We start from the raw sequence: 12,038 nt of genomic DNA, 5'->3' as shown, positions 1-12,038 counted from the left end.
CATGCCGGCCCGCCAGCCCTCCATAAGAAATCGCAAAGATCGGGGATCAGTAATGGCCAAGAGCAACAACCGGACCGCCAAAAACAGCGACGCGACCCAACAATTTGTCAAAGGCCTGCGCAGCGTATTTTTCTTTGTTTTCTCGCTGTCAGGCGTCATCAACATCCTTGCTCTGACCGGCTCGTTCTACATGCTGCAGATCTACGATCGGGCATTGACCAGCGGAAGCATACCGACACTCGTCGCCCTCTCGCTCCTGGCAATTGGACTCTATCTGTTCCAGGGCCTGTTTGACGTCATTCGCTCCCAGATCCTCGTCCGGGTGGGAGCGCGGCTTGACAAGAAGCTTGCTCCCCTTGCTCATCAGGTTGCAATCGACATGCCGCGCTTCGGCTTTTCGACCGCGGAAGCACTCGAGCGTGGCCGCGACGTCGACACGGTCCGCGGCTTTCTGGGAAGCCAGGGACCGATTGCGCTGTTCGATCTGCCCTGGATGCCGCTCTACCTCGTCTTCGTCTACCTCCTGCATCCGATGCTTGGCGCCTTGACCCTGGGCGGGGCATTCATCCTTGTCTGTCTGACGGTCGCCACCGAACTCATGACGCGCCGGCTGGCAGGCGCCTCGCACCAGTCCGCGATTGCCCGCAATGCCATTGCCGACTCCAATGCCCGCAACGCCGATATCCTGTGTGCAATGGGTTTTGCCCACCGCGCCATCGCCCGCTTCACCGAAGCCAATGCGCAGCATTTGCAGCTTCAGACCCGCACAAATGACATCAGCGGGACCTTCGGCGCGATCTCCCGCGTGCTACGGATGATCCTGCAATCGGCCATTCTCGGCCTCGGTGCCTATCTCACGATCCAAGGCGAACTCTCGTCCGGAGCCATTATCGCGGCGTCGGTAGCGTCGGCGCGGGCGATGGCCCCGGTTGACCTGGCCATATCGAACTGGAAAGGCGTCGTTGCTGCCCGTGGTGCATGGCACCGCATCAGGGAAACGGTCATCGCGCTCAGCAATGCCGACCTCCCGATGGACCTTCCGACACCGTGCATGAGCCTCAAGGTAGAAAAGATTACCGTTGCCGCTCCCGGGACGGGTCGCGTTCTCCTGAGCGACGTCAGCTTTGAGATCAAGGCCGGCGACGCACTCGGTATCATAGGCCCGAGCGGCGGCGGCAAGACCACGCTGATCCGGGCCCTGACCGGCATCTGGCCCGTGCTACGCGGCAGCGTGCGGCTTGATGATGCGGAACTCACCCAATGGCGCAGCGATGTCATTGGCGACCACATCGGCTATCTGCCCCAGGATGTGGGATTGCTCGATGGTACGATCGAGGAAAATATCTGCCGGCTTGCGCCGCAGCCCGATCCGCGCGCTATCGTCGAAGCTGCGCGCAATGCCGGGATTCACGAAATGATCGTGCGCATGCCGGACGGCTACCATACGCAACTGGGACCACAAGGCACGGCTCTTTCGGCCGGACAGAGGCAGCGCATCGGCCTTGCCCGATCACTTTACGGCAATCCATTCGTTGTGCTGCTCGACGAACCCAATTCCAATCTCGATGCGGAAGGGGAAGCGGCGCTGACGCGCGCCATCCAGGACATCCGTGCCCGCGGCGGCATCGCGATCGTGATCGCCCATCGGCCGAGCGCTCTTGCTGCAGTCAATCTCATCGCCGTCGTTCAGGCCGGCAAATTGACGGCATTTGGCGAGAGAAACGAAATACTTGGGGCCCCGGCTCAGCCAGTCGAAAAGCGACCGGTCCGCGCCGAGCAAGCGGAAAGGGTACCGGCATGATCATCGACGTCAAATCAACCAAAGTCGATGGTGTGGAGGCCGATCCGCAGGCCCGTTATCTTCTTTCGGAGAAAAAGCGATCCTCCTTGCCGCGTTATGTCATCATCGTGCTGACCGGCATAATGCTGTATCTGAAGAGCTTCTGGCCGGATGATCAGAAAACGGCGGCAAGCGAGGAAAGCGAACCTGAAGCCGACGTGCAGGATCCGACCCCGCCCGTTCTGAAGCTCGTCGGAAATTATGATACTTGGGCGGATGATGTGTCCGACGTGGCCGGTTTGGCAGTACGCGACCGCGACGCGCCAATCCTGACCCCGACGCGGAACTCCAGCTTCGACGTCGGTGTCGTGTCGAACTCCGTCGCGGCAACAATGGTCGCGCCGCCGCAAAAGATTGATTTTTCGATCGAGGACTTCGTTCGGGGCTTTGGACCCGTTTCCCTGTCGCTGCGCGCAGCCAACGACAACCCGCCGGATTTTGCGGCCCGGTCGCCGGCGGCGGGTGCAGTTGGCGGGCCTGACGAGTGGGGTCAGAACGATGGCGCGGTTGCGTTCGAGCAGGACCAGGATCCTGACGAGGATGACGAATCCACGACGGAAAAGCCGCACCAGAACCGTGCGCCGCGAACCGCAGGTCCGGTCCAGCTTCACGACGTTGTCGGCTGCGGTTTGGCCTATATCACCCTGGCAGATCTGCTGCGCAACACGACCGATCCCGACGGTGATGTTCTCTCGATAAGCACTGTCAGCACGTCATCCGGCACCATCACGCATTCGTCGGGCGGATGGATGTTCGAGGCGATGGAGCTTGGGCCCGTCACGATCAGCTACCAGATCACCGATGGCGCACTTAGCATCTGGCAGACCGCATATTTCGCCGTAGTGGCCGAACCTTTAGCCGGCACCGGCGGTGTTTTTGTCGGCACCGATTTGGCCGACGACATCAGCGGCACGAGCGGCGACGATATGATCGACGCACGCGCTGGAAAGGACAGCATTTTCGCCAGCGATGGCGATGACAATGTCGTGGGCGGTTCCGGCGACGATACAATCTACGGAGGTGCCGGCAACGATATTCTCTTTGGTGGAAACGGCAATGACTGGATCTCGGGCGGTGCGGGCAAAGATCGCGTGTCTGCCGGCTCCGGCAACGACATCGCGTTCGGCGACGATGGCGACGATTGGATTTCCGGCGGCGAAGGCAGTGATCTGATCTTCGGCGGCAGCGGCAATGACATCTTGCTGGGCGAAACCGGCGATGACGTTCTGGACGGAGGAGACGGCGACGACAGTGTTTTCGGAGGTGATGGAAACGACCGTCTTCTCGGCGCAAGCGGCGCAGACAAACTCGATGGCGGCTGCGGGAATGATTTTCTCGCGGGCGGAGAAGGTTCGGATACGGTGGCTGGCGGCCAGGGCAATGATGTGGTTGCGGGCGACATGGATGCCGTTGCCGACAGCTACTCCGGCGATGCCGGGATCGATGCGATCGACTATTCTTCCGCGCGGCGCGATATTGCCCTCGATGCCGCGGCCGGGTGCGCTACGGGCGTCGAGATCGGGGAGGATACGATCTCGGGTTTCGAGATATACAGAACCGGAGCTGGCGACGACACAGTCATAGGCAGCCTCCTCGACGATGCGATCTTCACGAACGAAGGCGACGACACCATAGTGGATGGCGGCGGTTGCGATACAATCGACGCAGGAGGCGGCAATGATACAATCCTTGTTGCCGCCGACGGCGCCAATGACAGGTTTATCGGTTCGGCGGGCATCGATACGATCAGCTATGCCCAATCGGGAGCCGGGGTCGTCATCGACATGGACAATGGCACCGCGACCGGCGTCATGGTCGGTTCCGACACTATTGACGGCTTTGAACGCGTCATTGGCGGCGAGGGCAACGATCACCTCATCGCCGCGAGCGACACCGTTTCGCTTACCGGCGGAAATGGCAATGACGTGTTCGAGTTCAGGGCAAAAGGTGATGGCGCAGCCATCATCCACGAGATACTGGACTTCATGGTCGGCGACCGTATTCGCATCTCGCAATACGACATCTTCAATGAAGTGATGGACGCAATCGAAGACCGCTTCGAAAACATCTACGGCGAAACAGAACGACCTGATCTTCCGATACGTATCAGCCATGCACAGACCGAGAATATGAACCGTACTTTGATCGAAGCGGATCTGGATGGCGACGGCTATCAGGAACTGACGATCAGCCTCGACGGCCATCACATGCTGATGTTCGTCGAGAACGTTTGAATGCAATTATAGAACGGGGGAACGAGAACCATGAAAAATCGGCAAGCCTTGCAAAACAGTGTTGCGGCGATAGCCGTAGCCGACGACGAACATTTTCGGCTGCGTGCCAGGATAATTTGCGGCCTGGCGTTCGGATTCTTGCTGCTGGCCGGTGCCGGCGGATGGGCAGCCACCGCCCAGCTTACCGGCGCAGTCATCGCGTCAGGTTCTGTCAAAGTCGACCGTAACCTCAAGGCCATTCAGCACCGGGATGGCGGCATTGTTTCCGAAATAGCAGTGCGCGAGGGTGATTTCGTTGAAAAGGGCCAGGTCATGCTACGGCTCGACGATGCCCAAACGCGCGCTGAACTTGCGATCATCCGCTCGCAGCTGGTCGAATTGACGGTGAGGAAAGGCCGCCTCGTTTCCGAGCGCGATGATCTTGATCATCTCATATTGCCGGAACGGACGCTTGACAGCGATCAGCATTCCGCAATGACGCTTGCCGGCGAAGAACGCCTGCTGCGCGGCAATCGCGGGCACCGCAACAGCCAGAAAAGGCAACTCGATCTTGGCATCGCCCAGCTAGGCGAAGAGATCAAAGGGCTTGAAGCACAGCGTGCCGCCAAGAACGAAGAGATCCGCCTCGTCGAGCTCGAACATGGAAAGATCAAGGGACTTGCCGACAAGAAGCTGATCGAAGGCAACCGCATCTATGTGATCGAACGCGAGTTGGCGAGCCTTCGCGCCACCCGCGCTGAAGCGGAAGCCGGTATTGCAAGGGCTAGGTCGCGCTGCAGCGAATTGCAATTGCAGATACTTTCCGTCGACGAGACGGCCCGAAACGAGGCTCAGCGCGAACTGACCACCATCGAACCGAAGATCGCCGAACTCAACGAACGCCGTGTTGCCGTCGAAGACCGGCTTTCCCGCACCGATATTCGTGCGCCGCTCGCGGGCACTATCAACGAGCTTGCCGTGCATACGATCGGAGGCGTGGTGACGCCCGCCGCACAATTGATCACGCTCGTTCCCGACAACGCGAAGCTGAAGATCGTCGCGCGCATCCAGCCGACCGATATCGACCAGGTGTCGACCGGACAAAAAGCCAAGCTTCGCTTTTCCGCGTTCAATCAACGGACCACGCCCGAAGTCTCGGGTACGGTCGCATTTGTTTCGCCTTCCACGTCGACCGATACGACCACCGGTCAGGTCTACTACCTGGCCGAGATCGAAGTGAGCGAGGAGGAAATGGAAGGGTTGGCGGGAAATGAGCTGAAGCCGGGAATGCCTGTCGAGGCGTTCATATCAACGGAGAACCGCACCGCTTTGTCGTTCCTGTCAAAGCCCCTTATGGATCAGTTTCGACGCGCATTCCGTGAGGAATGAAGCAGCCTTCCCGTCAGAACAATCGGTTAGTTGAGGAGTTGCCGGGTCTGGCTCCCCACGGAGCCAGGCAGGCGTTTCTGCGCCGCAAGCACGACTTCCAGCCGGTTGCGCGCATGCAGCTTCTGCATGAGGACGGTCATGTAGTGTTTGACGGTCTTTACGCTGATGTCGAGTTGTTCGCCAATTTCCTTGTTGGTCCGCCCTTCGAGAAGCAGGTTTACGATTTGCTCTTCGCGAACGCTCAAGCGTATGGCCTCGCTCTTGTTCTTTTGCATTGAGACACGGCGGAGCGCGAGGATGACCTGCGCTGCAAGGCTTTGCGTGATGTAGGTTTCGCCGCCAAGAACGGCCCGGACCGCCTGACGAAGGTCGTCGGCGCTGCTGCCCTTCAGCACGTAGCCGCTGGCGCCGGCTTCGAAGGCCTCTACCGCGCTGTCGACACCGACGGCGGAGGTGAAAGCCACGATCTTCGTTTCCGGCATAGTTTGTGAAATGGATGTCATTGCCTCGAGCGTGTCACCCGGCATATTCAGGTCGACGATAAGGACATTCGGCTTCAAGCGATTGGTAATATCGAGGGCATCCGCCGCTGTGCCGCCTTTCCCGACAACGTGATAGGCGTTGTCGCTCGCAAAGATACTGGCGATACCTTCTAGAAGAATGGGATGATCGTCGACAAATGCGATCGAAAATTTGGACATTTCGCCCCCGGGCCATTCCGATCTATTCGATCGGTGGTTTGTTTTTATTATCAGGAGCTTTGCATGGTCGTGGCCGAGATCCAATTACGGAATTCGATGTAAACTATCGGCAGCGTCTACGGAAATTGAAGTCCGGCCGTAGACTGACAAATCAAGGGACGGTGGATATCGGTGTCAGGTCACAAGTTCCAAAAGAACTTCATAAGCCGCGTCGATATCGGATTGTATTGCCAGTTTGACCCGATCCCCGTCATGGGCGCTCAGGGCAGCGAACATCGCCCGGTGATGTTCATTGGCCTTGGTGTAGTTGCCGGAATCATGCAGCATGTTGAAGTATGGGCTCACCTGCAACCACAGATTTTCGATGATGTTGAGGATGCTTTCGGAGCCGGCAGCGCGGTAAATGGAAAAATGGAAGGCATAATTCGCGCGTAGATAGGATTTTATGTTTCCAGACGCATTCCCTGCCTCAAGCGACTCCAGCACGACACGCAGGGAATCCAGCTCGTCCTGCTGTATGCGTTCAGCAGCCCATTTTCCTGCCAAGGCTTCAATCTCAATGCGCACATTCCGCAGATCCGTCAGCTTGGCGCGGCTCAAGCGCGGTATGCCGATCGATCGGCCCGAGACGACCGTCAAGGCGTTGGCAGCCGTCAACCGCCTTAAAGCCTCGCGTACAGGCATGGCACTCACGCCGAAAGCATCCGCGAGGCTCTGCACCGGAACCATCTCGCCCGGCACAATGCCACCCTCCAGGATGAGCCCTGTGACTTGACGGTATACGCGGTCCTGCAAGGTCTCCCTTGAAAGCGGGACTATCTCAACTCCTGGCCGTTTAAAACCAGCCTCAGCCATTTGCTATGCCTTCTGTGTCGGGGCGGTTGTCCCCGTGTTGTCTGCTCGCAATGCAACCTCTGCAGGAGCGCGTCAAGCCATGTCTGTTTATCACACGCATCGGCCTTTGTTATATTAATTTATCATTGATCTTTGATCAAATGGTGATACGGTCCTTGCAGCGGAACGGCAGGACGTTTGAGGAAGCGTCTTGGGAGGTGTTTCGTACAAAGGGGAGGAGTTAAACGATGGATGTCATATCGAGAATCCAGCGCCTTGTCGTATGCGCTGGGATTGCCGCCGGGGCTACTCTGGCTGGCGGGCATGCGGACGCTGCTGAAAAGCATAAAATCTTCCTGAGCATGAGCTTCATCGGCAATGACTGGCAGGCGGAAGCCGCCAACATGGTCAAGGCGATGGCAGCCCATAAGAGTCTCGCCGACAAGGTCGATCTGCAAGTTCAGGTGGCCGGGCCCAATGCTCAACGCCAGATTCAGCAAATCAACGCGATGGTGCAGGCAGGCGCCGAGGCGATCGTCGTGTTTCCGATCTCTCCGACTGCGCTCAACCAGGTCGTCAAGAATGCTTGCGACAAGGGCGTAAAGGTATTTGCCTATGACGGCGAAATCACCGAGCCATGCGCTTATAATATAGCGATCGATCAGGAAGAGGCTGGCCGCGTGACGGCGGAATGGCTGGTGAAGAAGCTCAACGGCAAGGGCAACATTATTGCGATTACGGGCGTGCCCGGGACTTCTGTCGATAATCTGCGCACCAAGGCGGCAAAGGAAGTTTTCGCCAAATATCCAGACATCAAGATCGTCGGTGAAGCCGTCGGCATGTGGAGTCAGGCGGTTGCCCGTACCGAACTGTCCAAGATTTTGGCAACCCGCAACTGGGACGAGATCAACGGGCTCTGGATGCAGGTGGGTTGCTTCACGGCAAACTCCATGCAGCTTGAAGCCGGCAAGAAGCCGGAACAATTGCTCCCATGCGCAGGCGAGGGATCGAATGGCGGGCGTATACAGATGCTTCCCGCCGGCACTGAAGTCGAAGGGGCCACTTCGCCCTATGCACCGCTCGGTGCCCCACGCATTTCCTATGCCTCGCCGCCTTATTCCGGTGCTCTGGCCCTGAAGCTCGCTGTTGAGGCGATCGAAGGCAAGGATGTGCCGAAAAAGACGGTATTGCCACTGCCTTTGGTAACGAACGAAACGATCAAGCTGTGCCAGGAAGGCACCTGGCAGGAAATGAAGGAAGGCTGCAATGCCTTCAAGCCCGCGATCGTCTCGAATCCCGGTTGGTTCGCCTCGATCTTTTCCGATCAGACACCAGAAATTGGTCTGAACGCGGCACTCGTAGGCCAACCCGAAAACTAGAGGACAGAGCGTGGAGCGGATTGGCCGCTCCACGCTTGCCGGCCCAATTATCATAATAAAGGCAGGACCCTCCGGGATGAAATCAGCAGTTGAACAAGCCGCGATAGAAGTTGCGGACCTTCGCAAGGCATTCGGTGCGACGGTTGCGGTGAACGGCGTGTCATTCGCGATCGCTCCCGGAAGCACCCACGCGCTGCTTGGCGAAAACGGTGCTGGCAAGTCGACGATCGTGAAGCTCCTGTCGGGCCTCCTGCGCCCGGATGAGGGTCAGATATCGGTATTCGGAGAGAAGGTGACACTGAAGGCGCCGCGATATGCCCATGCACGTGGCGTGCAAACTGCGTTCCAGGAAATGACTCTGGCCCGCGACCTCACTGTCCTTGATAACCTGCTTATGCCCTATGCGCCGATGGGGGTTACAGGCATGATCCGCCGCGCCTCGGCGCGACGCGCCATTGTCGAGCATTTGAAGGAACTCGACTTTTCGGTCGATCTCGATGCCGAAGTCGGGACACTGGATTTGGCCGTCCAGCAGAAAATCGAGATCGCGCGCGCGATCTACCGCAAGCCCCGCATACTGCTTCTCGACGAGCCGACATCGACGCTCGCCGGCGGTGACGTCGAGTGGCTCGGCCGTATCATTGCCAAATTGAAGTCGGCAGGAACGACCATCGTCTTCATCACACACCGCATGCGCGAGGTCCGGGCATTTTGCGACACGCTGACGATATTGCGCAACGGTCAGCATATAATGACATGCTCGGTGGAATCCATCACCGATGCACAGGTCATAGAGAGCATCGTTGGCCGCAGTATCGCGCAGACTTTCCCCGAACGACCGAAAAATGACTCTGCTTTTGGCGCACCGGTACTTGGGGTGCGCAATCTCGTTGCAGGTAAAAAACTGCAAGATGCCAGCTTTGATTTGCGAAAGGGCGAGATTCTCGGCGTCGCGGGGTTGCAGGGCATGGGTCAGCTCGACCTTTTTCTGGCCTGCTTCGGGATGACGGAGGTCGTGCGCGGCGACATCCTCGTCGACGGCCGCAAGGTCCGGTTTGGCTCGCCGGCGGACGCCCTGAAACCCAACATTGCCATCGGGCTCGTCCCCGAAGATCGCAAGACCGAAGGCCTGTTTCTGAAACTCAACGGCACGGTCAATGCGTCCCTCCCGGTAATCCAGCGATTTTCACGATTCGGCTTGATTCAAACCGGACTTGAGCAAGAGGCGGTCCGCACCGCCTTCGGCACAGTCGAAGTGGACGAACGCGCTCTTTGGACGAGGGCGGGGTCTTTTTCCGGCGGCAATCAACAAAAGATTGCGATTGCCAAGTGGCTCGTGGCGCAGAGCCGCATCCTGCTTTTGTTCGATCCGACCCGCGGCATCGATGTCGGCACGAAACATGAGCTTTATGTGATGATGCGAAATTTTACCGATTCCGGCGGTTCCGTCTTGCTGCACTCGACCGAAATCCCGGAACTCGTGCATTTATGCGACCGCGTCCTTGTCCTCTACGATGGTCGCGTTGCGGCGTTCCTGACGCGTGACCAGTTGACGGAAACCTCGATCATGCGCCCGGCCCTCGGTCACGAAACACCGACGCAGGAGGCAGCCGAATGACGATGACCAGTATGGCGGCCCCCAGACGCGACAGGCTTCGGTTTCTCGCCATGTCGCCGGAGCGTCGCAGTGTGGTCATTGCGATCGTGGTATTTCTTGGTCTGCTTGGCATTGTCGATCTCGTCAGCACGGGGCCACTCAGCTACTTCGATATTTCATTCCTTTCGAGCGGTGGTGCGACTTCGGCACTCGCCGCCATCGGCCAGACCATCGTTGTATTGTCTGGCGGGTTTGACCTTTCGGCCGGCGCGGTCATATCGCTCGTCAACGTCGTTCTTGCGCAGAGCATGGATCCGGCGGCCGCTGAGACGAGCGTGTTCTATTGGACATGCGTCGGGATCGGTGTCGGAATGTTGACCGGCGCGTTCAACGGCATTTTTATCGCTTTCTTCCGCCTGCAACCCATCGTCGTCACCCTGTCCACCATGTTCATCATCCAGGGTCTGACTTTGCTCGTCATGGACAAGCCGGGCGGCTTCGTCGCTCCTGATCTCGGTACGTTTTATCTCGGGGATGCCGTTACCGGATGGCTTCCGATGCCGCTCGTGGTAATCGGCATCGTTCTTCTCGCCTGGCTCTGGTTGAAGAATACGCGCCTCGGAACAGCCATATATGCTGTCGGTAGTGATCCGGACGCTGCCGCGGCCATCGGCATCCGCGTCAAGCTGACAAAATTCCTGGTCTATGTCATTGCCGGCGGCTGCTATGGCCTGGCGGGCGTCTTCATTAGCGCCCAAACAGGAAGTGCTGATCCGCTGGTTGGAAATCCGCTGCTGCTTTCGATGTTTGCGGCTGTGGTCGTTGGCGGAACGCGTCTCGGAGGCGGGCGCGGCGGCCCGCTGGGCACTGTATTCGGGGCCTATATCCTGATGATGGTCGTGAATATCCTGCTGGTGCTCAATGTATCCGCTTACTACTCCACCATTGCCGAGGGGACGATCCTGATTCTGGCGGTCCTTGCGGGATCGATCTCGTACAGTTCCACCCTTGCCAAGCAGATCCGCAGCGCGGGCGCCCAGTTTTCAGCCTGGCGAAACGGCTTGCTGCCATCGCAGCTCGACCGGACCGACCGGAGATTAAAACTTGCCGGCCCAACGCGTTTCAAGCCGGTGTCGGCATCATTTCTGTCGCGCAACCGCGAGACCATCCGCTATGCGCTTCCTGCCTATGTTTGCCTTCTCCTCGTCGTCATCGTCACGCAGCTCTGGCTTGGCCGAGCCGTCTTAAATCCGACCTATTGGAACTCATTGGCGGTTCTCTCCACCTTCCTAGCCATCCTGGCGCTTGGACAGGGAACGGTGATCCTCACCGGCGGCCTTGACCTTTCGGTGCCTTGGACGATCGGCATTTCGGGCATCCTGCTCGCAGGGATCGTCAATGGCTCGGACGCTGCCTTGACCTATGCCTTGCCTGCCGTCCTTTTGATCGCTGCAGCGATAGGCTTCATAAATGGCGTCGGTATCGTAATCCTTGGCATTTCGCCGATCGTGATGACGCTGGCAATGAACGGGATCCTGCAAGGTTTTGCGCTGGTCTATTCGCAAGGGACGCCAGCCGGCTTCTCCTCGCCCATGCTTCGCTGGTTCATGACCGGCAAGATATGGACTGTGACGCCCGTTGTCCCTTTCATGGTGCTGTTCGTCATAGTGTCGGTGCTCCTCCTCGGAAGAACCGCCTTCGGCCGCAAGGTCTACGGTATCGGCAATGGCCTGCGCGCCGCACAGCTTTCCGGGATCGCGGTCGGGCGCACGCTCATTCTCGTCTATGTCCTTTCCGGTTTTTGCGCTGGTCTCGTTGGCGTATTGCTCACCGGGTTTTCCGGCCAGGCGAGCCTTGGCATGGGCGATGATTACCTGCTGCCGTCCATTGCCGTGGTGGTGGTCGGTGGCGCTTTGATAACCGGCGGGCGCGGGCATTATCTCGGCATGCTCGGAGGCGTACTCCTGCTTACGGCACTGCAGATGTTCCTCGCCGGAACAACGTTGCCTTACGCCACACGCGCGATCCTGTTTGGACTTGTCGTGCTCGGCGCGGTCATGGCGCTTCGCGAGAAGCGATCTTAAG

Annotated in this window: 8 protein-coding genes; 6 read left to right on the top strand and 2 right to left on the bottom strand. The window is 58.6% G+C overall.

The genetic code is table 11. The annotated features are described in order from the left end of the window. Positions 1 to 52: 52 nt before the first annotated feature. Genes AC1DNI_RS18740 through AC1DNI_RS18730 form a run of 3 tightly spaced genes read left to right on the top strand, consistent with a single transcriptional unit; the run spans position 53 to position 5,442 of the window. The gene (locus AC1DNI_RS18740) at positions 53 to 1,801 is read left to right on the top strand and encodes a type I secretion system permease/ATPase (protein ID WP_477692944.1); all 1,749 of its coding nucleotides are present in this window, start codon (positions 53 to 55) and stop codon (positions 1,799 to 1,801) included. Further along, positions 1,798 to 4,074, top strand: a complete 2,277-nt coding sequence (locus tag AC1DNI_RS18735) for a calcium-binding protein (RefSeq protein WP_477692943.1) — start codon at positions 1,798 to 1,800, stop codon at positions 4,072 to 4,074. The genes AC1DNI_RS18740 and AC1DNI_RS18735 overlap by 4 nt, the downstream gene beginning before the upstream one ends. A gap of 30 nt (positions 4,075 to 4,104) precedes the next feature. Next, positions 4,105 to 5,442 carry an HlyD family type I secretion periplasmic adaptor subunit gene (locus AC1DNI_RS18730; RefSeq protein WP_477692942.1) on the top strand — a complete coding sequence of 446 codons (1,338 nt, stop codon included), beginning with the start codon at positions 4,105 to 4,107 and terminating at the stop codon, positions 5,440 to 5,442. A 26-nt stretch (positions 5,443 to 5,468) separates the two neighbouring features. Here AC1DNI_RS18730 and AC1DNI_RS18725 read toward each other — a convergent pair whose 3' ends face one another. Together AC1DNI_RS18725 and AC1DNI_RS18720 are read right to left on the bottom strand one after the other, a co-directional pair. After that, the gene (locus AC1DNI_RS18725; RefSeq protein WP_477692941.1) at positions 5,469 to 6,143 is read right to left on the bottom strand and encodes a response regulator; all 675 of its coding nucleotides are present in this window, start codon (positions 6,141 to 6,143) and stop codon (positions 5,469 to 5,471) included. Between the two features lie 174 nt (positions 6,144 to 6,317). Then, positions 6,318 to 6,998 (bottom strand): GntR family transcriptional regulator, encoded by a 681-nt coding sequence (locus tag AC1DNI_RS18720; protein WP_477692940.1) that lies wholly within the window; start codon positions 6,996 to 6,998, stop codon positions 6,318 to 6,320. Between the two features lie 227 nt (positions 6,999 to 7,225). On the opposite strand from AC1DNI_RS18720, the gene AC1DNI_RS18715 reads away from it, so the two are divergent. From AC1DNI_RS18715 to AC1DNI_RS18705, 3 genes are all read left to right on the top strand, one after another. Next, positions 7,226 to 8,356 (top strand): sugar ABC transporter substrate-binding protein, encoded by a 1,131-nt coding sequence (locus AC1DNI_RS18715; RefSeq protein ID WP_091951462.1) that lies wholly within the window; start codon positions 7,226 to 7,228, stop codon positions 8,354 to 8,356. A gap of 76 nt (positions 8,357 to 8,432) precedes the next feature. Then, complete coding sequence (locus tag AC1DNI_RS18710; RefSeq protein ID WP_477692939.1) at positions 8,433 to 9,974, top strand: sugar ABC transporter ATP-binding protein; 1,542 nt, start codon at positions 8,433 to 8,435, stop codon at positions 9,972 to 9,974. Between the two features lie 50 nt (positions 9,975 to 10,024). Then, positions 10,025 to 12,037, top strand: coding sequence for an ABC transporter permease (locus AC1DNI_RS18705; protein ID WP_477693084.1), 2,013 nt, complete (start codon positions 10,025 to 10,027; stop codon positions 12,035 to 12,037). Position 12,038: the final 1 nt, after the last annotated feature.

The sequence above is a fragment of the Phyllobacterium sp. 01N428 genome (assembly GCF_056399405.1).
Note: the sequence above shows the minus strand (reverse complement) of the source record. Positions and strands in the feature narration are given on the sequence as shown.

Bases quoted from the DNA above. Each gene is read 5' to 3' on its own strand.
- AC1DNI_RS18740 (WP_477692944.1), top strand. From the start codon at position 53: ATGGCCAAGAGCAACAACCGGACCGCCAAAAACAGCGACGCGACCCAA.
- AC1DNI_RS18735 (WP_477692943.1), top strand. From the start codon at position 1,798: ATGATCATCGACGTCAAATCAACCAAAGTCGATGGTGTGGAGGCCGAT.
- AC1DNI_RS18730 (WP_477692942.1), top strand. From the start codon at position 4,105: ATGAAAAATCGGCAAGCCTTGCAAAACAGTGTTGCGGCGATAGCCGTA.
- AC1DNI_RS18725 (WP_477692941.1), bottom strand. From the start codon at position 6,143: ATGTCCAAATTTTCGATCGCATTTGTCGACGATCATCCCATTCTTCTA.
- AC1DNI_RS18720 (WP_477692940.1), bottom strand. From the start codon at position 6,998: ATGGCTGAGGCTGGTTTTAAACGGCCAGGAGTTGAGATAGTCCCGCTT.
- AC1DNI_RS18715 (WP_091951462.1), top strand. From the start codon at position 7,226: ATGGATGTCATATCGAGAATCCAGCGCCTTGTCGTATGCGCTGGGATT.
- AC1DNI_RS18710 (WP_477692939.1), top strand. From the start codon at position 8,433: ATGAAATCAGCAGTTGAACAAGCCGCGATAGAAGTTGCGGACCTTCGC.
- AC1DNI_RS18705 (WP_477693084.1), top strand. From the start codon at position 10,025: ATGTCGCCGGAGCGTCGCAGTGTGGTCATTGCGATCGTGGTATTTCTT.